Genomic DNA, 25,499 nt, shown 5'->3' with positions numbered 1-25,499 from the left:
GGCTGACATTCGCGTCAGCCTCGGGACAATGAGGAAGCTATGTTACTAATACTGCGTACGATTATCGTGGTGATTTATTCAATCCTGGTGTGCGTGTTTGGCTGTATCTGGTGTCTGTTTTCACCGCGCAATCCACGCCATGTCGCCACTTTTGGTCATCTGTTCGGCAAATTGTCGACAGTGTTTGGCGTTAAGGTAGAGTTAAGAAGGCCGCCGGGCGCGGATAAGTACGGTAATGCGATTTACATCGCGAACCACCAGAACAACTACGACATGATCACTGCTGCTAAAATCGTGCAGCCTACCACGGTGACGGTCGGCAAAAAGACGCTGTTATGGGTGCCGTTTTTTGGACTGCTCTACTGGTTGGCCGGTAACTTGCTGATCGATCGTGATAATCGCTCTAAAGCGCATGGCACCATCGGTGAGCTAGTGGATCAGTTCAACAAAAAGCGTATCTCGTTCTGGATGTTCCCGGAAGGAACCCGCAGCCGTGGACGCGGCCTGCTGCCGTTTAAAACGGGCGCATTTCATGCCGCCGTTGCAGCGGGTGTGCCAATCATCCCGATTGTGGTGTCTAACACGCATGGAAAGATTAACCTAAACCGCCTGAAAAACGGTTTAGTGATCGTTGAAATGCTGGAGCCGGTGGATATAAAGCAGTTTGAGGCCACATCGGTACGTAAACTGGCTACGCATTGTCGTGAATTGATGGCGGCGAAGCTGGAAGAGCTTAACGCCGAAGTCGAAGAACGCGAAAAAAACGGTAAAATCTGACCGGCGAGTTCATCGCCGACTATCCTGCAGGGATGCCTACGGCAGCGGACTCTTTTGTCGCTGCCGTAAACGCAGCACAGCAAATACAGCAATAAAAACAGGGTTGGCGTTTGAACGCCACGCGTAAAAGGTCAGAAGTTTTATGTCTTTCAGCAGACGTCAGTTCATCCAGCTTTCTGCTGGAGTGGCGCTTAGCGCCAGTGCCATACCTCATGCGGCTCGTGCCGCCTCAAATCCCAGTGGCGAAACGCCGCTTCCGATTCCGCCGTTGATTGAATCACGTCGCGGCCAACCGCTGTTTCTGACTTTACAGCGCAGCCATTGGTCATTTAGCGGCGACAATAATAAAGTCCCGGTGTGGGGCCTGAACGGCATGTATCTTGGGCCGACAGTGCGCGTCTACAGCGGTGATGATGTCAAACTCATCTACAGCAACCGTCTTAATGAACCGGTTTCAATGACCGTTAGCGGCTTGCTCTTGCCGGGGGCGCTGATGGGCGGCGCACCGCGCATGATGTCGGCGGGTGCTGACTGGGCACCGGTATTGCCGATTCGTCAGGGCGCATCAACGTGCTGGTATCACGCCAATACGCCAAACCGTATGGCACCGCACATCTATAACGGCCTGGCGGGAATGTGGTTGATTGAAGATGACGTCAGCAAGCAGTTACCGTTACCAAACCATTATGGCGTCGACGATTTCCCTATCATCATTCAAGACAAGCGGCTCGATAACTTTGCTACGCCGGTGTATGACCCGCCGCAAGATGGCGGTTTTCTTGGCGATACGCTGTTGGTTAATGGTGTGCGCAATCCGTTTGTTGAAGTGTCACGCGGCTGGGTGCGTTTACGCTTGCTGAACGCCTCGAATGCCCGTCGCTATGAAATGAGCCTGAGCGACAATCGTCCCTTTACCGTGATCGCTAGCGATCAAGGTTTTTTGCCCGCGCCGGTTGCCGTGCAGCGGCTAACCCTGGCACCAGGCGAACGCCGAGAAGTGCTGGTGGATATGTCGCAGGGCGATGAAGTCTCCATTACCGCCGGTACAGCAGCAAGCATCATGGATCGTCTGCGCGGCTTCTTTGAGCCTTCATCCATTTTGACCTCAACGCTGATTTTGACGCTGCGTCCAACCGGCTTACTGCCGCTGGTGACAGACACGTTACCGATGCGGTTACTGCCGGATCAGATCCTTGATGGCGTTGCATCACGTACGCGTGAATTCCGCCTCGGCGACAGCATGCCGGGTATTAATGGCGCTATGTGGGATATGAATCGCATTGACACCACGACACAGCAAGGCACGTTTGAGCGCTGGATCGTGCGAGCCGATCGTCCGCAAGCACTGCATATTCAGGGTGTGATGTTCCTGATTAAAAGTGTGAACGGTGCGCAACCGATGGGCGAGGATCGCGGCTGGAAAGATACGGTTTGGGTGGATGGTGATGTGGAGTTGTTAGTGAGTTTCCCGCAAAGTTCGTCCGATCATTTCCCTTTTGTTTACTACAGCCAAACGCTGGAGTTAGCCGATCGCGGTACAGCGGGGCAGTTGGTAGTGAACCCAACGAATTGATGGTGAAGGTACGCGCTGAGTTCTGAGCGCGCTGTCCCCCATCCCGGCCTTCCCCCGCGAAGCAGGGGAAGGAGACGCTGCCACATGCAGGTAAAGTGCTGGCATAAAGCAGCATCTTCCTCCCCCATGTATGGGGGAGGACCGAGGTGGGGGACAAACAACCTCGCACTTAAGAGGATTGAGGTGGGGGACAAACGACCTCGCACTTCAGAGGATTGAGGTGGGGGACAAACGACCTCATCTGCGCGCTGTCCCCCATCCCGGCCTTCCCCCGTGAAGCGGGGGAAGGAGACGCTGCCACATGCAGCTTCAATACTCGCATAGGGCAGCATCTTCCTCCCCCATGTATGGGGGAGGATTGAGGTGGGGGACAAACGACCTCGCACTTAAGAGGATTGAGGTGGGGGACAAACGACCCCGCACTTAAGAGGATTGAGGTGTGGGGGGCAAACGACCTCGCACTCAATCAGCCGTTAAAGGTCTCAGGATTCGGCCCCAAACGGTTGCCGCTGTCCAGTTTGGCAATCTCACTCACTTCATGTTTATCCAGACGGAAATCAAACACCTTGAAGTTTTCCTCAATGCGCTCTGGTGTGACGGATTTCGGAATCACCACCAAACCGCTGTCGAGATGCCAGCGAATCACAATCTGGGCGGCTGTTTTACCGTACTTTTTCGCCAGCTCTTTAATGATTGCCTGATCAAATACGCCTTCACCGCCCTGCGCCAGCGGACTCCAGGATTCAGTCTGAATCTGATGCATTGCATTCCAGGCATGCAGCGTGCGCTGTTGCAGCATAGGATGCAGCTCAATCTGATTCACCACTGGCGTCACACCGGTTTCATCCAATAGACGTTTTAAATGTGCTTCATGGAAATTACAGACGCCGATGCTTTTGGCCAGGCCTTGTTGCTGTAGTTCGATCATCTTTTTCCAGGCATCAACATAATGATCTTTTTCTGGGCACGGCCAATGCATCAAATAGAGATCAACCTTGTCTAGTTTGAGTTTTTCCAGACTGGTTTCCAGGGCTTGTTGCACGTTCTGTTGATCGTCATTCCACAGTTTGGTCGTAACAAAAATATCTTCGCGCGCCACGTCAGTTTCCTGCAAGGCCTGCCCGATCGCTTCCTCATTTTTGTAAGCCGCAGCGGTATCGATGGAACGATAGCCGACGTCCAGCGCTTTTAGCACCGCTTTGCGCGCATCTTCAATGCTCGCCTGCCACACGCCAAGTCCCAGTTGCGGCATCATGTTGCCATCGTGCAGTTTGATAATGGGTTGGTCTGCCATACTTGCTCCTTTATGTTGCAGTTAACCTGTGACTTTCAATGTGTTTAAGTCTAGCCAACAATTTTGAGGCTGCTTTTCAGCATGGTAGGCAAACGGCGCTTTTGCACTGCCTGATCCTGTTAGCTTCTTGCCTGATTCTCCATTTTGCTGGCGATTCAGGCACGCGCACGGCAGACTGATCGTTTTATATATCTAGGAGTGTTTATGGCGCACGACGCTCTTTGTCATCGCCTGGCGCAGCAGGTGGTGGCGTTAATGACCCACGACCACGCCCGCTTGTGTCCGGTTGAAAATGTCTCGCTGATCTATGCCAATCAATATCGTCCGCGTACGCCGATGATGTATCAGCCAGGTATCGTCATTCTGTTTCAGGGCAGCAAAACCGGCTATCTCGGCAGCACGGTCTTCCAATATGACGCGACAAAATATTTGATGCTGACCGTGCCGTTACCGGTGGAGTGTGAAACCTGGGCTTCACCTGAGCAGCCTATCGCGGGCCTGTGTCTGAACGTGGATACCGCCAGCCTGCAGGATCTGCTGATTGAGATTGGTGATGACGAAGCCTTTCAGCCACAACCACAAACGTCGGGTATTCATTCAGCTTGGCTGACAGAGCCGATGCTGTGCGCCGCAGAACGTCTGTTGGATGTCATGCTCCAGCCGCGTGACGCCCGCGTGCTTGGGCCGCAAATCGTGCGTGAGATTATCTATTACGTGCTGACGGGGCCGATCGGCGGTGCGCTGCTGTCACTGGTGAGCCGCCAAACGCAGTTCAGCCAGATAGCCCGTGCGCTGCGCCGCATTGAAAATCATTTTGCTGATAATCTCAGCGTGGATACGCTCGCGGCGGAAGTTAACATGAGCGTGTCAGCGTTTCATCACAACTTTAAGGCCGTGACGCAAACCTCACCGCTGCAATACCTCAAGCGCTATCGACTGCATCAGGCGCGATTATTAATGTTGCATGAAGGGATGAAAGCGAGCGTGGCGGCGGTACGAGTTGGCTACGAAAGCCCATCGCAATTTTCGCGGGAGTTTAAACGCTATTTTGGCGTGACGCCGGGAGAAGAGGTGAATCGCGTGCGTCAGACGGTGGCAGAGCCATCTGCCTGACGCACGTGGTCTGGTCAGGCTTTGCTTTGCCGACGCTTTTTCCAAATAATCGCGATGCTGCCAGCCAATCCAAGAAACAGCAACACCATCGGCAGCACCATTAAAATCGCCATCACCTGATCTTCATGGCGTTTGATGAAAGGCACCTGACTGATGCCATAACCAAACGCCACCACAATGCCCACCCACAGCGCGCCGCTCAGCCAGTTAAACAGCTGGAAACGGCCATTCTGCAAGCCTGAAATGCCCGCCATGGTGGGTAAAATGGTACGCACAAAGGCGAGAAAGCGGCCTACCAGCAGCGCCATCAAACCGTGACGATTAAACATATTCCAGGCGCGCTGGTGATACTGTGCCGGTAAATGCATCAGCCAGCCTTTCACTATTTTGGTATTGCCTAGCCAGCGCCCCTGCAAATAACTGAGCCAACAGCCGAGGCTGGCGGCGGTGGTCAAAATCACCATGGTGGGAATAAAATCCATCACGCCTTTAGCGACCATCGCACCCGCCAGCAGCAGCAAGCTGTCGCCGGGAAGAAACGAAGCGGGTAACAGACCATTTTCTAAAAACAGCGTCAAAAACATCACGCCGTAAACTACCCACACCACGTCTGGATTAGCCAGCGCCGCAAAGTCCTGATGCCAGAGCGCGTGGACAATCTCGTGTAATACACCCATTAGCTTTCCCATCAAGTCACAAGGATTCTATACCCGTCATATTTTTAGCGGCGGCGCGTTGACCATGCTGACTCGCAGCTGAGTCAATTCCTGTGGCTAACAACCTTGCCGCTCTACTGCGCTCAAACTATTCAGGATATATTTTAACAGTTAGCCAGCAGCGACCTGTTGATCTCTGCGGGTTGCCGTCGCACGGTTTACGTTTGGTTGATATTCGTTAGCGCGCCAGACGCGCAAAGCCCGCCGCAAGGTCGGCAAGCAAATCATCGACATGTTCTAAACCAATATGCAGACGCACCAGCGTGCCGTCGAAATCAACGCCACCCGCCGGGCGAATAGCGGCCAGCTCTTCTGGCTGGTTCGCCAGAATCAGCGATTCATAGCCGCCCCACGAGTACGCCATGCTGAAGTGATGAAAATGATCGAGATAGTGCGCCAGCTGCTCGTGGCTTAATTTTTCTTTCAGCACGAACGAAAACAGCCCGCTGCTGCCGGTGAAGTCACGTTGCCAAAATTCATGGCCTTTACACTGTGGCAACGCCGGATGATTAACGCGTGCCACTTCAGGGCGCGCCGCCAACCATTCAGCAACCTGCATGCCGCTCTCTTCATGCTGACGCAGACGAGTGCCCAGCGTGCGTAAACCCCGGCTCGCCATATAAGCGGTGTCGGCATCGACCATCTGGCCCATCAAATAGGAATTTTCACGCAGTTGATCCCAGCAGCGCGCGTTAGCCACTGCGGTGCCGATCATCGCGTCGCTGTGACCAATTAAATACTTGGTGCCTGCCTGAATAGAAATATCTACGCCGTGCGCCAGTGCGTTAAACAAGATACCTGCGGCCCAGGTGTTATCAATCATGATAATCGCGTCAGGGGCTTTAGCGCGTACTGCCGCCACGATGGCGGGTACATCCTGCACTTCTAAAGTGATTGAGGCGGGAGATTCAAGAAACACCACGCGGGTATTCGGCTGCACTAACGCGCCGATTTCGCTGCCAATGCAGTGATCAAAATAGGTGGTGGAAACCTGAAGTTTGCTTAGAATTTTGTCGCAGAAGTCTTGGGTCGGCTCATACACCGCGCCGCTCATCAAAATATGATCGCCAGCTTCAACAAACGCCAAAATCGCGTTCGACACGGCTGCTGCACCACAAGGATAAAGCACGCAGCCTGCGCCGCCTTCCAGTTCTGTCATCGCGTCTTGCAGCGCGAAATGCGTCAGCGTGCCGCGACGGCCATAAAAAAGTTCGCCTTTGGCGCGCCCTGCGGTGGCCTGTTTTTTTTCCGCTACGGTGTCAAAAACTAATGAAGAAGCACGTTGAATGACGCTGTTTACCGAGCCTTGGGTATAACGCTTGCTGCGTCCTGCGCTAACGAGCGTGGTATCAATCTTTTTGGTGGTCATTTTTCTCTACCTTGCCGCTTCCAACAAAGGCTTCACGTTAACATGAAACCGGTGGCAGGGTTGACTCTGAATAATGATTATCAGAGCACGGCGCAGTAAAAAACGGGCCTGTTCAGCCCGTTTTTTTCCCTGCTACATCACACCCATTATTCGGGGTAACCAGAGCGAAATGGCCGGAATATAGGTTATCAGCATCAAGACAATAAACAGCATGCCGTAGAACGGCAGCATCGCCCCGACAACTTGCTCAATCTTCTGTTTACTCACCGCGCTGGCAACGAATAAAACCGTCCCTACCGGCGGCGTAATTAAACCAATGCCAAGGTTGGTTAGCATGATCATACCAAAATGCACCGGATCGATGCCTAACGCGGTTGCTACTGGCAGCAGCACCGGTGTCAGAATAAGAATCAGCGGTGCCATATCCATCAGTGTGCCAACCACTAACAGCAGCACGTTGATGCACATCAGGATCACGTACTTATTACTGGAAAAACTGGTAAAGGCTTCGGTGATGAGGGTTGGCAACTGCATAAAGGTCATTATCGCACCAAACCCAGCGGCAAACGCGATCAGCACCATGACAATGGTCACGGTTTTGATGGTGCGAAACAGCAGAATATGCAGCTGATTCCATTTAAAATCGCGATAGATGAACATGGTGACGAAGAACGCCCAGACACAAGCAATGGCTGCTGATTCAGAGGCGGTGAATATGCCAGAGAGAATCCCGCCCATAATGATGATGACGGTAAACAAGCCCCAAAATGCATCGAAGAAAATCTTCAGCGCCTGACGAAACGGAATTCGCTCACCTTTTGGATAACCACGTTTCCGCGCAAAGCCGAGGCACATCACCATCAAACAGCCGCCCAGCATCAATCCTGGTAAAATACCCGCCACAAACAGAGATGAAATGGTGACCATGCCGCCCGTCGCCAGCGAATAAATCACCGAGTTGTGGCTCGGTGGTGTTAACACCGCCTGCACCGAACCGCTGGCGGTCACGGCGGCGGCGAAATCACGCGGATAGCCTTTCTCTTCCATCTGCGGAATCATCACTGAACCAATCGAGGCCGTATCCGCCACCGAGGAACCTGAAATTGCACCAAAGAAAGTTGAGGCGACAATATTCACCAGCGACAAGCCGCCGCGAATGAAGCCGACGAAGATATAGGCAAAATTCACCAGCCGTCGCGCAATGCCGCCTTCAGCCATGATCGCGCCGGCCAGAATGAAGAACGGAATAGTCAGCAGGGAAAACTTGTTGATGCCGTTGGTAATTTGAATCACCACCGCTTCTAGCGGCAGATCAATCCACCAGGCGCCAATAAAGGCGCTCAGGCCGACAGCAAACGCCACCGGAAAACCCAGCATCAGCAGCACCAGCAAACTGCCAATCAAAATCAGTGCGTCCATTTTTCTGCTCCTGTTAGTGGGTGCCGCCCAAAGTAACTATGGGTCGCTGACTTTGGTCGCCATTCAGCAACCGCTCAACAACAAACAGCAGGGTAAAGATGGCGCCAATCGGTATCGGTAAATACATCTCGCCGTAGGTCACCAGCGGCAGCGAGGCGAGCGGCTGAATCCACATCGCTTCACACAGGTTGTAGCTGGCCTGGAAGATCACCAGACAGGTGATAATCATCAACAGATCACAGACGCGCAGCATCAGGCGTTGCGTATTTGGTGACAGGCGATCGGTGACCATCGACACGCAAATATGTGTACCCGCTCGCAGTCCAACCGGCGCGCCGATAAAGGTAAAAATGATCATACAGATGATGGCCACCGGTTCCGGCCAGGCTAGCGCGCCGTTCATCACGTAGCGGGCGAAAATCCCGATCGGAATCACCGTCACCATAATCAATAGCGCGACCGCGGCGATCAGCATGCACAGCAGATAAACCCCATCCATCAGACGAGAATATGCAGTCATAATTGATACCTGATTGAGCACGCCACATGGCAATGTGGCGCGGGAAGGGTTATTTCACGTCGGCGATCTGCGTCATCAGACTCTGGTATTTGCCGCCAAACTGATCGCGTACCGGTTGAGTCGCTTTAACAAAATAGTCCCGATTGGTTTGCTGGAAGGTCACACCGCCCGCTTTCATCTTGGCGATCGACTGGTCGGTGTAGGTGGCCCAAAGTTGGCGCTCTTCATCCTGCGCCTCTTTACCGAGCTTCTTCAGCAGCACCTGATCTTCAGGCTTCATGCGATCCCAGGCGCGTTTTGAAAACAGGATCATCTCGGGTTGAATAAAGTGTCCACTCAGCGTGTAGTACTTAGCGACCGGCATGTAGTTGTGGGCGACAAACGTCGGTGGGTTGTTCTCCGTGCCATCAACCACACCGGTTTGCATCGCACTAAAGACTTCACTCACGCCCATTGCCACCGGATTTGCGCCCATCGCTTTCAACGTTGCGAGCGAAATCGCACTATTTTGCACACGGATCTTCATGCCTTTTAGGTCTTCTGGTTTTGCCAGCGGCTTTTTAGTGATCATGTTGCGCTCACCGGCATCGGTCCAGCCGAGAAACACCATGCGGGTATTGGGATCCTGATCAAACTTCTCGACGATCTCTTTGCCCACATCGCCATCCAGTACTTTGTGCATATGATCGACATCGCGGAAAATATAGGGCAGCGTTAACACGCTGGTTTCTGGTGCGATGGTGGTCACGGGTGCCAGCGACACGCGGATCATATCGATCGCACCCAGTTGAACCTGCTGCAGCGCTTGATCTTCATCGCCGAGAACGCCGCCCGCATAGATTTTCATCTCCAGCCGGCCGTTGGTTGCTGTTTTGAGCTTCTCGCCCATGCTTTGCAGCGCCACTACCGTTGGATAACCGGCGGGTTGAACTTCCGCCACCTTCAATACCTGTGCAGAAGCCGCAGCGCTGAATAATATCGCTGCGGCAGAAAGGGGCACAGCAAGGCGTGTTTTCATCGTTGTCATTCTTTTTCTCCAGCATGGGAAGGGCAGTAAAGGAACGGCGCATAGGTATTAGCCAGCAGGGTGGCCGCTTGGCATCAGCATTCATGAAAATGTGGTACGGCGAAACAAAGCAATAACGATTGGATGAATAAGATCACATTTTGAAACGATGTTTTAATAAATTTATATGCACCGTCACAATTTCAAAACATCCTTATAAATTGTCGAGGATCCAATCAGATTGCGTTTAAAAAACGCATCTTTGGTTTGTAAATAGTAATGAGAACTACTATCAATTCGCTGGTTTTTTGCTATTATTCGCGCTTGTTCCGCATCCGTGCACATGAGTTGGAGAAGCAGCGTGGTAGCCAGTGATTTGATGCAAACGGACCTCTCCGTTTGGGGCATGTATCAACATGCCGATATCGTGGTAAAAGTGGTGATGATTGGCCTGTTATTGGCTTCAGTCGTGACGTGGGCCCTCTTTTTCGGCAAATTTGCTGAACTGACATCGGCCAAACGACGCCTGAAACGCGAACAATTAGCGCTGGGCGAAGCCCGCAATCTCAATGACGCCACACGTGCTGCCCAGCAGTTCACCGACAACAGCCACAGCGCTGTACTGCTGAACGATGCGCGTAACGAGCTTGAGCTTTCTGCCGGTGCTGAAGACACCAACGGCATTAAAGATCGTACCAGCTTCCGCCTTGAACGCCGTGTTGCGGCCTTTAGCCGTCACGCCGGTCGCGGTAATGGTTTTCTGGCCACCATTGGTTCGGTCTCGCCTTTTATCGGGTTGTTCGGCACTGTTTGGGGCATCATGAACAGCTTTATCGGCATCGCTAAAACCCAGACCACTAACCTGGCTGTGGTTGCGCCGGGCATCGCAGAAGCGTTACTGGCAACGGCAATTGGCCTGATCGCAGCGATTCCTGCGGTGGTGATCTACAACGTTTTCGCTCGCATGATCGCCAGCTACAAGGCGTCGCTGGGCGACGTTGCTGCGCAGGTTTTGCTGCTGCAAAGCCGTGACATCGATCTGGGTAACGTCGCTTCTCAACCTGAAGCAGCGCGTCCTGCGACAGCGCAAAAACTGCGTTTAGGATAAGTTCTCATGGCAATGCGATTAAACGACGACCTCGACACTGATGGCGAAATGCATGAAATCAACGTAACGCCGTTTATCGACGTGATGTTAGTTCTGCTCATCATCTTTATGGTGGCAGCGCCGCTGGCGACCGTAGATGTACGCGTTAATCTGCCTGCTTCCACCAGTACGCCGCAGCCACGTCCTGAGAAACCGGTTTACCTCTCGATCAAGGCCGATAAGCAGTTATATATCGGTAACGAGCAGGTCAATGCCGAGACGCTGGTCAACGTGTTGAATAACCAAACGGAAGGCAATAAAGAAACCACGATTTTCTTCCAGGCGGATAAATCGGTCGATTACGAAACCCTGATGGGCGTGATGGATAAATTGCGAACCGCAGGTTATCTCAAGATTGGTTTGATGGGGATGGAAACGGTACAGAAGTAACGTTCCTCTCAACGACGCTTTTTAAACAGAAAGGCAGCTGAATGCAGATTCAGCTGCCTTTTTTGTTTCAGGTAAAAGGCTTACAGCATAAACAATAAAAAATCAGCGCCTGTGAAGGTGGTTATCCTCTTGGTGCTGATATGTTGATTATTTGTTACTTTTGCACATAGTTTTGTAAAGTGAAATGGTGAGGCTGCTCACATCATTCGCGCGGTTCGCGGGGTAAAACTGAAAAAAAACCTCAGGAAGCCGTTATGAGCCGCAGTCAATCTTTACAAAAATCGTCGCGAGGCACAGCCAAAACTATCTTTAGCGTTACCAGCGGTAACTTTCTCGAAATGTACGATTTCATGGTGTTTGGCTATTACGCCAGCGCCATTGCCAAAACCTTTTTTCCCGGCGACAACCCTTTTGCCTCATTGATGCTGACGCTAATGACCTTCGGCGCGGGATTCCTGATGCGTCCGCTGGGCGCGATCATTTTAGGTGCTTACATCGACCATCATGGACGGCGTAAAGGACTGCTGCTGACGTTGGGTCTAATGGCGATCGGTACGCTGACCATTGCGCTGGTGCCCGGCTACGCCACATTAGGCGCGGCGGCGCCGATTCTGATCTTGCTGGGGCGGCTGTTGCAGGGCTTCTCGGCGGGCGTTGAGTTAGGCGGTGTATCGGTTTATCTGGCTGAAGTTGCGCCAAAAGGGCGTAAAGGCTTTTTTGTCAGTTGGCAATCGGGTAGCCAACAGGTCGCGGTGATTTTTGCGGCGCTGCTAGGTTTACTGCTTAATCATCTGTTAGCAAAAGAGGCGGTCACCGAATGGGGCTGGCGCATTCCCTTCGTGGTTGGCTGTTTGATTGTGCCGTTTCTGTTTTATATTCGTCGCACGCTGGAAGAAACCGAAGCCTTTAGCCAGCGTAAACACCATCCGAGCATGAAGGAAATCATGCGTTCGGTCGCCAGTAATTGGGCGCTGGTGTTAGCCGGTATGTTGATGGTAGTGACCACCACTGTGATGTTCTACATGATTACCGCCTTCACCCCCACTTTTGGCAAAACCGTGTTGATGATGAGCGATAAGCAGAGCTTTCTGGTGACGCTGTTCGTCGGGATTTCCAACCTGATTTGGCTGCCGCTGATGGGCGCGCTGTCGGATCGTGTGGGCCGTCGTCCGCTGATGATTATTTTTACCCTGCTGATGATCGTTACCACCTGGCCGGTGCTGCACTGGCTGGTGGGATCGGCCAGCTTCGCCCATTTGTTAGAAGCGGAACTGTGGCTCTCGTTCCTGTACGCCAGCTATAACGGTGCGATGGTGGTTTATCTGGCTGAAATCATGCCTGCTGAAGTCCGTGCTGCGGGCTTTTCACTGGCCTACAGTCTGGCAACAGCGCTGTTTGGTGGCTTTACGCCAGCAATCTCCAGCTATTTGATTCATGCCACTGGCGACAAAGCGATGCCGGGCATCTGGCTCACCTTTGCGGCAATATGCGGCTTGGTTGGTACGTTGCTGATCGGCCGGATGGTAAAACAGTATCAGGCGCGCCATAGCGGCGCGCCCGTCAACGCTTAGAAAGTAAGATCGACGACCACGCTGTCAGTATAATTTCCTGCTGGCGGCGTGTTCTGGTTGGTTAAGACGCGCGCGGTATAGTTAAAGCCGCGCGTTAATCCATCAGCGGTTACGCTAGTTGAAGTGCTGCTGCTCCAGCGCTCCGTGCCGCTCGGCCCCCAGCGGTTGCTGGTGGTGCCTTTATAAATCTCGTAGCTCAGACGATTGGTGCCGTTGGCCATATTCCTCACGCTTCCCGCTGCGTAGCTGCCATTACTCAAACCAACTGTGTAAGTGCTGCCTTTGCTGCAGAGCACATTAATGGTCTGCGATACGGCAGAAAAGCTGCCGACCAGCGGCGCGCTGCCAAAGCTGACATTGGGCGCGGTAATCGCAGTACAGTCGTTGGTGAGAATAACGGTGACAGTGATGGGAATGACGCCGCTGCCGGTTTGCGGCGTCAGGCAAATTCCCAGCAGGCTGACGCTGGTGCAGACGTTATAGGTCACTGCCATATTCAATGTCACCGTATAAGTTCCGGCTGCCACCGTTTGTCCGGCAACCGAGCGCAGATAAACCGGGATCGCAAAGTTCAGGCTACCGAGCAATCCAGCCAGATTCAGCAACGTTGTGGAGTTATAAACGTAAGCCGCGCCACCAATAACCAGCTCATTGGCACAGGCGCTGTCGGTACACAACCGCACCGGAATATTATCTGTACCGGTATCACCACTGCGCTTCAGCGTGCCGCGCGTGCCGTTCACATTGGTTGCCCCGGTTAATTGAAACGTGATCTGATTTCCGCCGAGCAGCGACAAGCCTGCGCCTGCGCCACAGTTAACATTGGCGTTGGTTGAGGTTGAACTGACCGTGGTATTGGCGGCAAAGGTGGTGACGGTACCAAAGCTGGCGTTTGAGGCGGGAAGGCCGCACGCAGCCCGCGCCAGCGAAGGCAGCATCAGCAGCAATCCCAGCAGTAACACTATTTTTTTCATGGAATAATTCCTGAGGTCGCATTTTCAGGGTTGGCCACCGGCGTGCCAGCCGGCGCGGGAGGTAATCGGCAGGTTAGCGGGCCATAGGTTTTCAGCGCTTGCGGCTGCCCTTCGGGAATCAAGAGTTCGGTTTGGCAACTGCGGCCATCCGGGGTTTCGACACGAATTTTATTGGTGCTGGTTAATTCATCTATCCAGGCGATGCCGTCAAAACCGACATAACCGGTGGCCTGACCTGGGCGTAAAACCTGGCTGGAAACGGGCAGCGGATTTCCGTCACTGTCATGCAGAATCACGCTGGCGGCACGTAATCGCTCAACGGGGAAATCGAGCAGAAAACCGCTCTGACGTTTCACGGCAAAGCGCTGTTCAACCTTTGGCGTGGTCATGTCGGCAGGCAAATCCAGGGTGTCGATATCATATTTGGCCGGATAATAACTGCTGATCGACGGCACCAGCAGATAGCCTTTTTTATCGGTGCGGCCCATTGATTGATTCTCGTAACGCACGTTGACGTCGGGGATGTTGGTTTTCACCACCACAAACGCATCATTAATGGTATTGGCGGCAAACATTTGGTTGTCCATTAACACCAGCGAACCGCTTAAATCAGCCCATTGCGTGGTGTTGTCATCGTCGCCATAAAAACCGGCTGAGGTATCAATTTTGTTATTGCGATAGCGCAGACTTCCCTGGCGATAATCACCGCTGTTACCGCCCTGGTTCGCCCAGGACGCATCCCACGACATACCGCCGTCGCTGGGCATGGCGCGTGACAGATAAACGCGCTGATTATTCTGCCCTTGCTGATCGCGCTCCATGCTCACTGAGGCGCTACCATGTTCACCGAACGGAATAATTAGCGACACCGCGCCGCTCCATTCACCTTGTTCCTGATCGCGGCTGGCAGAAACGTAAAGGCTTGAGTTGCCCCACAGCGTTTTGCTCCACGAAAGGTTCCATAAGCGCGTGCGTTCATTGTCACCGCTGGCGATGTCAATATAAGCCGCGCCGAGGCTTCCATAGCGGTTTAGCGAAAGACTGGCGTTGTACTGCGACGTCCGACGCGCCAGGCTGTAACTGATTTGATTAGTGGTGTTACTTTGGTTGCTCAGCAGTGCCAAATTACCAAAGTCGGCATTACGTATCGTGTGCTGCGTGCCGAGGCTAAACCAGCTGTTGTTGTATTGATAACCCCAACTGTACTGCGTGCCGGGTTTGCCCTGAAACTGACTTTGCGCCACCGCCCCGTTTACTACACCCCTACTGCGCACCTTGAACTGTGCACCTGCGCCGCCCATCGCCAGGTTATCGCTGCCTTCTGCGTGGCTTTCCAGCGTCAACCAGTCAGTTAATCCGTAACGATACGATCCACTTGCCGCCGCTGCGCCGTAATCGAAATTACTGATACCGTAGTTTTCACGCACCGCACCCGCCGAAAAGGAGTAATCCGACAAGCCGGATTTCAAGAGGTTGCTGGAGACATAAAACGGCAGGGTGGTGATCACCTGACGACCTACCGCATCGGTGGTAGTGATCACCGCATCACCTGCACCATTCACAAACGGCACGTTGGTCAATGACCACGGGCCAGGCTGTACGTTAGCCTGGCTAGAGCGAGAACCATTCACAAACAGATCAACGGTGGACGGCACTGCAGCCTGCCCAGAAAAAGCGGGCAGCGGATAGGTGATCAGGTCTGGACGTACGCTGAAATCGCGGCCAATCTGCACTCCGCCAAGCCGCACACTGCTGCTCCACGCCAGCGCATCTGTGACTAAATCACCCGCCCGCCAACTCACGATGGCGTTTTCATTTTCATTGCTCCACCAGGTGTCGTAGCGGATATAGCCATCATCCTGATAGCTGTTGCTGCCCTCGATCTGCTGTTGCCAGACGCCATTACTGGAGAATTGCCCGGCGCTGCCAAAGAATCGCAGCTCATTCCAGGCGGAGAGGCGGGTGCCGGTTGTGTCGGTACGTGTTGCATAGAGATCGTAATTCAGCAGCGCACCGCTACTGGCCTGACCAGGATAGCGCGGGCCATTACGCGCTTCGCCAATCGTCTGGCCGGGAAGCCAGGCGGGCGGAACGCTGAGTAACAGGCGTTGGCGGCGATCGTCATATTCTACTTTCACTTCCGCCAGCTGATTCACGTCTACCTGCTGCTGCCCCTGAAACTTTTCGGCAGGCAGCCCCGCACGCTGTAAATCACCTGCACGCACATAGAAATGGCCGTCACGCTGTTCCACTGGCACGATGTCGCCACGTTCTCGCTGATTCACAACCAGCTCCAGCATATATTGCTGACTGCTGGCGCTGGTGTTTAAGGTCGGCGGCGGCGGCAGCGACGAAAACGTCTCCGCCCGGAGCAAACCGGGTGTCAGGCAGAACAGGCCAGCCATAGCCAGCGTAAGAGGATGCGGCTTAAAATGCATGGTTGCGCACTTAACGGCTTTCAGTGCTGCGCCACTGACCCTTATTCATTTCTGCAGTCAGTACGCCGCTGACGGCACTTTTAAGCGGCCAGCGATTGCTGCTGTTCGCCAGCACATAACCAAACAAGCCGTTACCTAATTTACGTCCACCGATGTTGAGATTGCTGAGCCGTGCATGACCGTTGCCGCGATTGGTTAATTGCAGGTAGCGCTCGCCTCCGCTGTTCACCACTTGCCAGCTTAGGTCTGGATGTGTGTTGTCGCGGTTCACGCCATCGCCATAAACAAACAGCGGCACTGAATAGCGCATTTGAAAATTCAATCCTGCCTGATTATCTCCAGCGGAATGCGGCGTCGGAATTTCATCTAATACCACGCGGTACGCCATTTCTTTGCCCGCTGCAGGCGGTATCTGTTTTATCAAACGTACCAGCTGTTTCTGACCAGGTTCAATGCGCACCAGCGGTGGGCTGGCAGCCACCTGCTGCTGGGTTTGATACTGTTCCTTATTATCGGTTTGTTGCCAGGCAAAGATACGAACCTGCATCAGCGTGGTGGTATTACCGCGATTTTCCAGCCACAGTTCGCTGGCTTTATCCTCGGGATTAATCGCTGGATCGATCGGCCAAATCATCACTGAGTTGGCCGCCTGTGCGTGAGGGAGCAGCACCAGTGTGAGGAGAAAAAATAGGGCGCGCAGTAATCTCATGATAAAGCTCCTTAGTACTTTGCCTCACCAGGTCAACGTGACGGTGAGGGTGTCGGTATAAACCCCGGCGCGCGTCGGGCCGGGTAATTGCAGCAAGCCGTAAATCGGTAACGTTATGTTATTGGCATTGCTATAGCTCAGCGGCACAGCTTGCCCTACCGGAATAGCATTGGTATGCGCGGCATTGGTGTAGAGGTAATAGGGCACAGTATTTGTATTGCTGGCGAGTTTCAGGTTGCGGGTGGAGGTGTAATGACTGCCGCCGTTGAGGGTCATGCTTAGCGTTGTACCCGGCGTGCAGGCGAGGTTGATAGTGGAGCTTTGAACATAGCTGGCGCTCACGCTATTAGTCGCTACGCCAGATTGCGTACCAAAATTAAGCGTGCCGAATACACCGGTATTGGTACCGGAAATGACGCAGCCTGCCACTATTGAAGCGGAGACCTGAAAGGTCGTTGAACTGGTGGTGATACTCCACGCACCTGTACTCCACAGCAATAGCAGCAAACTCCATGCGATCGCAATGAATGACCGCTTTACTTCCACCTGAAAATACTCAAAACACGGCTCAGTAATTCACAGCCACATTAATTGTATCGGTGTAAGTACCTGCGGGAATAACCGGATTAAAGCCACCGCCAACCACCCGTCCATAAATGGCAAAGTTAGTGCCGAGTGTCGGATCGGTAGTGCCGCTGGGCGTAATGTCGGTGTTGTTAGCGATGGCGGTACTGAAGGCGGCGTCGCTGTACAGGGTGTAAGCGATACCTTGGGTATTATCGGTGCCAAGCAGCAGATAGCGCGGTGCAGCTGAAACCGTTCCATATACCGTTCCTGGCGCGGCATTGCTGCTGGTCACCTGAACATTAAAGGGTTGGTCTACAGTACAGCGCACAAAAATACCGTTACCCGCTGAACCGACCAGCGTGGCATTCAGCGTTTCAAAGGTTGCTGCGCTACTACCGAAATCTAACGTACCAAAGTTAACGCCCGTGGTGGCCGACTGACCATTCACTAAACAACCGGCGGTTAAGGTCAGCGTCGCGTTGATGGTCCCTGTGGTGGTGGCAGCAAATGTTAACGACGGAATTGCCGTGGTCATTGCCGCAGCAGCGAAAAGAAAAAGCTTGAGTTTCATAATCATTCCTTACTGATTATCCAAGGTCAGTGCTTTTTCGCCTGGTTTTAATTAATTATTCATCCAAAAAGTAACGCAAAATCGACACTAATTATTCTTTTATGTGCCGTCAGGCTAAGAAAAGCCTTAGACATGAGCTAAATGATTTATATCAGTTTTACTTACTATAGATCAGCAAAACTGTAACAGGGAAACTTCGCGCCATTTTTTCATTAATCTATTCGTTCTGTTCGCCGATAACCCAATAATCACAAGGGATTGCGGACAGCGAATAAAACTAAACTCAATACCATTTAGCCCTCTACCGTCCTGTTAGCTTCAGTGATATGTTCATACATCAATCAGACCTGATTACGCTTTTAAGAAAGATGTTACGAGATTGAGATAAAAAGTCCTAAAAATCGAAGGACAGCAAAATCTGGCCTTAATGCGTTTAAATGCATCGGGCCACGTTACTTTCACCTTTACGGTGTTTTTAGATTGACTGTTTAAGACACACACAGCACCTGCTTATCGCAGGTGGTGAGGAGTTGCACATGCTGCTGGTCACCTGGGATGGCGTTTTGATCTGCGTTTCGCTGATCGTCGCTTTTATTGCCTCTTTTACTGCTCTGGATACGGCGGGACGCGTAGCGGTTTCTCGTGGCTGGCTGGCGCGCTTATGGCTGGTGATCAGCGGCACCGCGATGGGCATTGGTATCTGGGCGATGCACTTCATTGGCATGTTAGCGATGATGATGCCGATGACCATGCGCTATGACGTGCGACTGACCGCAATATCGCTGGCGGTAGCGATCGCCGCATCAATATGGGCTTTTAACCAAACCGTCAACGAGCATCACTTGACGCGCCGCCGTCTGTTATATGGCAGCCTAATTCTTGGCGCAGGCGTAGTGGTGATGCACTACCTTGGCATGAATGCGTTGTTGATCGCACCTACACCGCACTGGAAACTTGCGCTGGTTGCGCTCTCAGTTTTGATTGCTTTTGTGGCGTCAGGCGTCGCGCTGTGGCTGGCTTTTCATTTGCGTCAAGGCGAGAAAAACCTGTTATTAATGCGCGGACTCGCCTCGTTGGTGATGGGTATAGCCATTGCGGGGATGCACTATGTTGGCATGGCGGCGGCAGAATTTGATCAGGCCAGCAGCATGCACAGCCATGGCGCTAGCGATCAAGGTTTAGCGGTGTGGGTAACTATGATTACGCTTACCATCCTTGGCATAACGTTGTTGAGTTCCATGTTGGATGCGCAACTGCACGCCGCGCGTCTTACCGCCAAACTCAACCGTGCCAATCTCGAACTTCGCCAACTGGCGATGCATGACAATCTCACGGCACTGCCCAACCGCGTCATGCTTGAGCAGCGACTGCAGAACGCGATCAAAAAGGCGACGCTGGATGACAGCGGATTTACGGTGATGTACATGGATCTCGATGGCTTCAAAGCGATCAATGACACATGGGGACATCACGTTGGCGATCGCTTACTGATTGCGGTTGCTGCTCGTTTACAGGATGCATTGACCGACCAGATGCTGTTGGCTCGATTAGGTGGCGACGAATTCGTACTGATGTTTGACGATGGCGATGAAAAGCGTGCCATCGCGCTGGCGCAGAAGCTGGTAAAAATGATTGAGGCACCGTTTGAGTTAGATCGCTACTCGCTGCATGTCTCGCTGAGCCTGGGCATCGCGCTTTTCCCGCTGCACGGGCGCAACAAGCAAGAGCTGATGTTCAACGCCGATTCCGCGATGTACCACACCAAACATAATGGGCGTAATGGCTGGAGCCTGTTTGAAGCGGCGATGAGTACCTCTGCGCAACATCAACTGGAGCTGGCGAACGATTTATGGCAAGCCATTGATCGCCAAGAGATGCGGCTATTTTATCAGCCAAAGTTCCGTTCCAGCGGCAGCGAGCTGATCGGTTTTGAGGCGCTTCTGCGCTGGCAACATCCCACACGAGGCTTGCTGATGCCCGATCTTTTCCTACCGCGAGCCGAGAAAACCGGGCAAATCGTAGCGTTGGGTAATTGGGTAATCAACGAAGCCTGCCGTCAACTCAAGCAGTGGCATAAAGAAGGCAACAGCCGTTGGACCGTATCAGTTAACCTGTCAGCACTGCAATTTCATCAGCGCGATTTGCTCAACACCTTGGCGCAGGCCTTGTCGCATCATCAGTTACCCAGCGGTGCATTGATGCTGGAAATTACCGAAACCATTGCCATGCGCGATCCGCTGTTTAGCCAGCTGCGCATCCGTGAGTTACAGCAGTTGGGGGTCAAAATTGCCATCGATAATTTCGGTATCGGCTACGCCAATCTGCTGCATCTCAAACATCTTGAGGCCAGTGAACTTAAAATTGACCGCAGCTTTATCAACTGTCTACGTGCAGACAGCGAAGATGCGACAGTGGTCAGCGCAATGTTAACGCTGGCGCAGAGTCTGAACTTAAGCATGGTGGCTGAAGGCGTGGAGACAGAAGAACAGCAGCGTTTACTGACCGGTTTGGGCTTTGATGCGCTGCAAGGTTATTTACTGGGTAAACCGACACCCGCTGAATATGTGAGTGAATTTATGACGATCGCCTCTTTTTCCGCGTTGCGCACCGAGCGCTTAATGCCGTTAACCGATGCCTGACGATTGATTTTAACTTTCACAGGCATCGGAACCTTTCATCGTGGAAAGCTAATTAAGTGTTTAGCATTGCCGATAACTTGTACAACAAAACAGTGCGCGATCCGTTTCTCATAATTAACACCACAGCTGCTCGCACGGCTTTCTCCGGGAACTCAGTATGTTAGTGACTTCATACGACTCTTTTATCGTCATTGTTTCAATTTTGGTGGCGATGCTCGCCTCGTTCACCGCATTAGACATGGCGGGGCGCGTGGCAACTTCAACCGGCAAAGCAGCGATTATTTGGCTGCTTGGCGGGGGTTTTTCCATGGGTATCGGTATTTGGGCGATGCACTTCATTGGTATGCTTTCGATGAGCATGGACATGGTGATGAGCTACAGCCCAACCTTTACCGCGATTTCAGCGGCGATTGCCGTCTGCGCATCAATTTTTGCGCTCTGGTTGGTTTGCCAGGGTGAGTTGCCGATGCAGCGTTTGATAGGCGGCGCGCTGATTATGGGCACTGGCGTGGCAGCAATGCATTACACCGGCATGGCAGCATTGATGTTTTCACCCGGCATTGTCTGGAACTGGGGCTGGGTGGCCGTTTCGATAGTGATTGCGCTGGTCGCTTCAGGCGCTGCGCTGTGGCTGGCGTTTAACCTGCGCGAAGGCACATCCAACCGCGTGACGGTATTACGATTGGGCGCCTCGGTGGTAATGGGATTTGCCATCGCGGGAATGCATTATACCGGGATGATGGCAGCCAAATTTCCCCTGCATGGACACCCGACGCAGGAGGGGGTTAACAGCAACTGGCTGGCGATCCTGGTCACGGTGGTCACGATAGCTATCCTCGGTATCACGTTGCTGGTATCAATGCTGGATGCACGTATGCAGGCACGCACTTCAATCCTCGCCAGTTCACTGGCGGAGGCGAACCGCGAGCTGGCACAGTTAGCATTGCACGATAACCTGACGCGTTTACCCAACCGTATTCTGCTGGAAGATCGTCTGGAGCAGGCGATCAACAAGGCTAACCGCGAACGTACCCATTTCGCGCTGATGTTCATGGATCTGGATGGCTTCAAAGCGGTGAACGACGCTTTTGGCCACCATATCGGCGATAATTTGCTGATTGGTGTGACCGAGCGTATGAGCCAGCAGATGGAAGGCTATTACACCCTGGCGCGGCTCGGCGGCGATGAGTTTGTATTGCTGATTGAGATCAACGATCCCAACGATGCCGCGGCGGTTGCAGACAATCTGGTTAAAGCGGTGGATCGTCCGTTCGACATTTCGCGCTATGAGCTGGTGGTGTCGCTGAGTATCGGTATCGCCGTTTATCCGGGTGATGGCGTTGATGAGCGCGAGCTGATGTTCAACGCTGACGCCGCGATGTATCACACGAAAAATAATGGCCGCAACGGTTACACCTTCTTCCAGCCATCGATGAATATGCTGGCGCAGAGTCAACTCCAGCTGAACAACGATCTGTGGCACGCGCTGGATAACAACGAATTGCGCCTGTTTTACCAACCAAAATATTGCGCGCCGCGCGGCCCGATTCTTGGCTTCGAAGCGCTGCTGCGCTGGGAACATCCAGCGCGCGGATTACTGACGCCAGACCATTTTCTGCCGATGGCGGAAAAGACCGGCATGATCGTGAGCATCGGTAATTGGGTGATTAACGAAGCCTGCCGTCAGCTGCGCCAATGGCATCTGCAAGGACATCCCCATTGGTCAGTTGCGGTAAATTTATCGTCGCTGCAATTCGAGCAGAGTAATTTGGTGGAAACGGTGACGGAGGCGCTGGCGAAGCATGAGATTCCGCCAGAGCTGTTGACGCTAGAAGTGACGGAAACCACGGCCATGCGCGATCCCGATGAAAGCGTGCGTATCCTCACTGAGTTGACCAAGTTGGGTGTGAAGGCTTCTATTGATGACTTTGGTACTGGCTATTCCAGCTTGCTGTACCTGAAACGTTTACCGGCAAGCGAACTCAAAATTGATCGCGCGTTTGTGAATGAGTTACAGCATCACTCTGAAGACGCCACCATCGTCTCGGCGATTGTGGCGCTGGCGCAGTCGTTGCAACTGAAAGTTGTCGCCGAAGGGGTGGAAACCGCCGAACAGCAGGCTTTTCTTACCGGCCTGGGCTGCAACACGTTGCAAGGTTATTTGCTGGGCAAACCTATTCCACCTGAACGGATCAGTGAACTGGATAATTTTGTTGGCACACAAGAGAATGAATTAAAGACAGAACTGCATACAGTTAACTCATCTCTTACCTGAGCAAGCAACGTGAAAAAGGCCACATGAGAATGTGGCCTTTTTGTTTATCAGGCAGCAACGCTGGATAATCACGGTGAATAAGCAGTAGCGGAATAGAAAAATGAACGTCAGCTTTGAATAGTGAATGCTTATAAAGAGTTAATCGCATTAAATCTACAAAAAGTGAAGGGCTGTTTTCGGTGATTATCTCTTGTACATGCTAAAGTCACGGCGTGAAAAAGGAGTGAAACCGCGTGGCAAAATACCAACGATTAATGGATGACGTTCAGCAGCAGATCGAGGCGGGAATCTGGCCGCCAGGCACGAAATTACCCTCCTTGCGCCAGCAGGTCGCGCAGCAAGGATTGAGTTTAATGACGGTGCTGCATGCTTATGAATTGCTGGAGAGTCAGGGCTGGATTGTTTCACGGCCGCAATCGGGTTACTACGTAGCACCACGCGCGTTAGCCGTAAAACCGTTAAGCGTGGCGATCAGTGAAAAGGTCGATATCAACGACTTTGTGTTTGATGTATTGCAGGCCACGCGTGATCCCAGCATTGTGCCGTTTGGTTCCGCTTTTCCCGATCCGGCGCTGTTCCCCCAACGTCAGTTAATGCGCTCGCTGGCAAATGTTTCGCACCAACTCACCGCCTCCGATGCGCTGCACAATTTACCTCCCGGCAATGCCACCTTGCGTCAGCTGCTGGCGCAACGCTATGCGCGTCAGGGCATTATGTTGTCGCCGGATGAAATCGTCATTACCAGCGGCGCGCTGGAAGCGCTGAATCTCAGCCTGCAATCACTGACAGAACCCGGTGATTATGTCGTGATTGAGCAACCCAGTTTTTATGGGGCGCTACAGGCGATTGAGCGGCTGAAACTCAAAGCGTTGGCGATCCCCAGCGATCCCACCCACGGTATTGATTTAGTTCAGCTTGAAGAGACGCTTCAGCGCTGGCCGGTAAAAGCGTGCTGGTTAATGACCACGTTGCAAAATCCGCTTGGCGTGACCTTAACGCCGGAGCGCAAACAACAGCTGGTTGAGCTGCTGGCGCAGCATCAGGTTCCCATGATTGAAGATGATGTCTATTCAGAGCTTTGGAACGGCAACACGCCGCCGTTACCCGCTAAAGCGTGGGATCGTCAGGGAAATGTTTTGCACTGCGGCTCATTTTCAAAATCGCTGGTGGCGGGTTTTCGTGTGGGGTGGGTAGCGGCAGGAAAGCATGCGCAACGCATTCAGCGTTTACAGTTAATGAGCACTCTCTCTACCAGTGCGCCGATGCAGCTGGCGCTGGCAGATTTCCTGGCCACGCGTCGTTATGACGTGCATTTAAAGCGCTTACGGCAGATTTTGGCGAAGCGACAGCAGATGGCGCGCCAAAGTTTATTGAAAGTGTTACCGGCCAGATCAACGGTGACTGAAGCGTCAGGCGGCTATTTTCTCTGGGTGACGCTACCAGAAACCATTAATACCATAGCGCTTTATCAGCAAGCTTTGGCTGCAGGTATCAGCATTGCGCCGGGCCAGCTCTTTGCGACGGGCGATCAATTTAATCACTGTTTCAGGCTGAATACCGCCTGGCCGTGGGATACGCGGGCCGAGGCGGCAATGGAAACGTTAGGCAGGATAATGGCAGAAATGGCGCAAAGCTAAACGCGCGCCGCTTCCTGATGGCCCCATGTCAGATAGTAAATATCGTAAAAATCCACTTCACCTTTCTGGTTCAGCAAACGCTGAATACCCATTTTTACGCGCTCCGGTGTTTCCGGCAGTGACAAGATGCGCGACACCGCTTGCTCGCGTACGGGTTGTACGTAATACCATTCGCCGTTGTAGCAAACACGCAGATCCAGCGCATCGATATCTTCAAAGCGGTACTTGGGATTGATGTCCATTAACATCAGAAAGCTCATCACCAGCACGAATGCGGTTGCGAACCAAAACGCGGGCCAGCCGAGCATATCAGTGGTGAAGATTAACGCCACGCACAAGCCGTAGCACAAATACATCACCGCCCAAAGGCCGGGATGCTTTCTCAAAAATGACAAGCTAAAGCGCGGCAAATTGTCGCGGCGTTCTTCGCGGTTAAGCGTGGCAATCTCGTCGATCAGGATTTGTTTAATGTTTTCCATCGTTCACCTCACTTTCATCTGTTGATGATTTAAACAGATAACAGTCAAGGTAAGCAGACACAGATTTGTACGGTTTTTATATAACAGTTTGGTGAGACGGGTGAGGTGCGCGCAGCCGCATGCCGTCACCGAATTCGCAGGTTGCAGCATCTTCCTCCCCCATTTATGGGGGAGGACTGAGGAGGGGGACAAACGACTTCGCATATGGGAGGACCGAGGTGGGGGACAAACGACCTCCTCTGCGCGCTGCCCCCCATCCCGGCCTTCCCCCGTTTTGACGGGGGAAGGAGACGCTGCCGCATGCCGTCACCGAAT

At 52.9% G+C, this 25,499-nt stretch carries 21 protein-coding genes; 9 read left to right on the top strand and 12 right to left on the bottom strand.

All coding sequences use genetic code 11. The features are described from left to right. Positions 1 to 39: 39 nt before the first annotated feature. Both SC127_RS06210 and ftsP read left to right on the top strand, forming a co-directional pair. Positions 40 to 777 carry a 1-acylglycerol-3-phosphate O-acyltransferase gene (locus tag SC127_RS06210; protein ID WP_215845577.1) on the top strand — a complete coding sequence of 246 codons (738 nt, stop codon included), beginning with the start codon at positions 40 to 42 and terminating at the stop codon, positions 775 to 777. Positions 778 to 919: 142 nt separating this feature from the next. Then, positions 920 to 2,350 carry a cell division protein FtsP gene (ftsP, locus tag SC127_RS06205; protein ID WP_215845578.1) on the top strand — a complete coding sequence of 477 codons (1,431 nt, stop codon included), beginning with the start codon at positions 920 to 922 and terminating at the stop codon, positions 2,348 to 2,350. Positions 2,351 to 2,816: 466 nt separating this feature from the next. On the opposite strand, the gene dkgA is transcribed toward ftsP, so the two are convergent. Next, positions 2,817 to 3,644 carry a 2,5-didehydrogluconate reductase DkgA gene (gene dkgA, locus SC127_RS06200; RefSeq protein WP_215845579.1) on the bottom strand — a complete coding sequence of 276 codons (828 nt, stop codon included), beginning with the start codon at positions 3,642 to 3,644 and terminating at the stop codon, positions 2,817 to 2,819. Positions 3,645 to 3,848: 204 nt separating this feature from the next. On the opposite strand from dkgA, the gene SC127_RS06195 reads away from it, so the two are divergent. After that, complete coding sequence (locus SC127_RS06195) at positions 3,849 to 4,757, top strand: AraC family transcriptional regulator (protein WP_215845580.1); 909 nt, start codon at positions 3,849 to 3,851, stop codon at positions 4,755 to 4,757. A gap of 14 nt (positions 4,758 to 4,771) precedes the next feature. Here SC127_RS06195 and SC127_RS06190 read toward each other — a convergent pair whose 3' ends face one another. The 5 genes from SC127_RS06190 to SC127_RS06170 form a co-directional block, all read right to left on the bottom strand. Continuing rightward, positions 4,772 to 5,434 carry a DedA family protein gene (locus tag SC127_RS06190; RefSeq protein ID WP_215845581.1) on the bottom strand — a complete coding sequence of 221 codons (663 nt, stop codon included), beginning with the start codon at positions 5,432 to 5,434 and terminating at the stop codon, positions 4,772 to 4,774. Positions 5,435 to 5,651: 217 nt separating this feature from the next. Then, a complete protein-coding gene (metC, locus tag SC127_RS06185) occupies positions 5,652 to 6,842 on the bottom strand; it encodes a cystathionine beta-lyase (protein ID WP_243078946.1) in 1,191 nt (396 codons plus the stop codon). Between the two features lie 132 nt (positions 6,843 to 6,974). Beyond that, the gene (locus SC127_RS06180; RefSeq protein ID WP_215845582.1) at positions 6,975 to 8,261 is read right to left on the bottom strand and encodes a TRAP transporter large permease; all 1,287 of its coding nucleotides are present in this window, start codon (positions 8,259 to 8,261) and stop codon (positions 6,975 to 6,977) included. 13 nt (positions 8,262 to 8,274) lie between these two features. Further along, positions 8,275 to 8,781: a TRAP transporter small permease gene (locus SC127_RS06175; protein ID WP_215845583.1), complete on the bottom strand. Its 507-nt coding sequence runs from the start codon at positions 8,779 to 8,781 to the stop codon at positions 8,275 to 8,277. 49 nt (positions 8,782 to 8,830) lie between these two features. Further along, a complete protein-coding gene (locus tag SC127_RS06170; protein ID WP_215845584.1) occupies positions 8,831 to 9,808 on the bottom strand; it encodes a TRAP transporter substrate-binding protein in 978 nt (325 codons plus the stop codon). Between the two features lie 358 nt (positions 9,809 to 10,166). Between SC127_RS06170 and exbB the strand changes: the two genes are divergently transcribed. The 3 genes from exbB (at position 10,167) to SC127_RS06155 (ending at position 12,895) form a co-directional block, all read left to right on the top strand. Further along, on the top strand, positions 10,167 to 10,895 hold the full coding sequence (gene exbB / locus SC127_RS06165; protein WP_215848216.1) for a tol-pal system-associated acyl-CoA thioesterase: 729 nt from the start codon (positions 10,167 to 10,169) through the stop codon (positions 10,893 to 10,895). A 6-nt stretch (positions 10,896 to 10,901) separates the two neighbouring features. Next, on the top strand, positions 10,902 to 11,324 hold the full coding sequence (exbD, locus tag SC127_RS06160; RefSeq protein ID WP_215845585.1) for a TonB system transport protein ExbD: 423 nt from the start codon (positions 10,902 to 10,904) through the stop codon (positions 11,322 to 11,324). 254 nt (positions 11,325 to 11,578) lie between these two features. Next, positions 11,579 to 12,895 (top strand): MFS transporter, encoded by a 1,317-nt coding sequence (locus SC127_RS06155; protein WP_243078948.1) that lies wholly within the window; start codon positions 11,579 to 11,581, stop codon positions 12,893 to 12,895. On the opposite strand, the gene SC127_RS06150 is transcribed toward SC127_RS06155, so the two are convergent. The 5 genes from SC127_RS06150 to SC127_RS06130 are packed head-to-tail and all read right to left on the bottom strand — an operon-like array spanning position 12,892 to position 18,154. Next, entirely contained in the window at positions 12,892 to 13,869 is a 978-nt protein-coding gene (locus SC127_RS06150; protein ID WP_332625800.1) for a Csu type fimbrial protein, read from the bottom strand. The genes SC127_RS06155 and SC127_RS06150 overlap by 4 nt on opposite strands. After that, positions 13,866 to 16,307 carry a fimbria/pilus outer membrane usher protein gene (locus SC127_RS06145; RefSeq protein ID WP_332625799.1) on the bottom strand — a complete coding sequence of 814 codons (2,442 nt, stop codon included), beginning with the start codon at positions 16,305 to 16,307 and terminating at the stop codon, positions 13,866 to 13,868. Before SC127_RS06145 ends, SC127_RS06150 begins: the two co-directional genes overlap by 4 nt. 10 nt (positions 16,308 to 16,317) lie before the next feature. Beyond that, complete coding sequence (locus SC127_RS06140) at positions 16,318 to 17,016, bottom strand: fimbrial biogenesis chaperone (protein WP_215845589.1); 699 nt, start codon at positions 17,014 to 17,016, stop codon at positions 16,318 to 16,320. A 24-nt stretch (positions 17,017 to 17,040) separates the two neighbouring features. Beyond that, positions 17,041 to 17,541 (bottom strand): Csu type fimbrial protein, encoded by a 501-nt coding sequence (locus tag SC127_RS06135; RefSeq protein ID WP_436976283.1) that lies wholly within the window; start codon positions 17,539 to 17,541, stop codon positions 17,041 to 17,043. Positions 17,542 to 17,584: 43 nt separating this feature from the next. Further along, complete coding sequence (locus SC127_RS06130; RefSeq protein ID WP_215845591.1) at positions 17,585 to 18,154, bottom strand: spore coat protein U domain-containing protein; 570 nt, start codon at positions 18,152 to 18,154, stop codon at positions 17,585 to 17,587. Positions 18,155 to 18,690: 536 nt separating this feature from the next. Here SC127_RS06130 and SC127_RS06125 point away from each other — a divergent pair. The 3 genes from SC127_RS06125 (at position 18,691) to SC127_RS06115 (ending at position 24,705) form a co-directional block, all read left to right on the top strand. Next, positions 18,691 to 20,793: a putative bifunctional diguanylate cyclase/phosphodiesterase gene (locus SC127_RS06125; RefSeq protein WP_215845592.1), complete on the top strand. Its 2,103-nt coding sequence runs from the start codon at positions 18,691 to 18,693 to the stop codon at positions 20,791 to 20,793. 157 nt (positions 20,794 to 20,950) lie between these two features. Then, the gene (locus tag SC127_RS06120) at positions 20,951 to 23,068 is read left to right on the top strand and encodes a putative bifunctional diguanylate cyclase/phosphodiesterase (RefSeq protein ID WP_332625798.1); all 2,118 of its coding nucleotides are present in this window, start codon (positions 20,951 to 20,953) and stop codon (positions 23,066 to 23,068) included. A gap of 233 nt (positions 23,069 to 23,301) precedes the next feature. Further along, on the top strand, positions 23,302 to 24,705 hold the full coding sequence (locus SC127_RS06115; RefSeq protein ID WP_215845594.1) for an aminotransferase-like domain-containing protein: 1,404 nt from the start codon (positions 23,302 to 23,304) through the stop codon (positions 24,703 to 24,705). On the opposite strand, the gene SC127_RS06110 is transcribed toward SC127_RS06115, so the two are convergent. Beyond that, positions 24,702 to 25,184 (bottom strand): YlaC family protein, encoded by a 483-nt coding sequence (locus SC127_RS06110; protein ID WP_215845595.1) that lies wholly within the window; start codon positions 25,182 to 25,184, stop codon positions 24,702 to 24,704. The two genes, SC127_RS06115 and SC127_RS06110, sit on opposite strands and share 4 nt — an antisense overlap. Positions 25,185 to 25,499 lie beyond the last annotated feature (315 nt).

Source organism: Pantoea sp. T14 (genome assembly GCF_036663535.1).
In the GTDB taxonomy this organism is placed as follows: Bacteria; Pseudomonadota; Gammaproteobacteria; order Enterobacterales; family Enterobacteriaceae; genus Pantoea; species Pantoea phytostimulans.
This window is presented reverse-complemented; position numbering and strand designations above follow the sequence as displayed.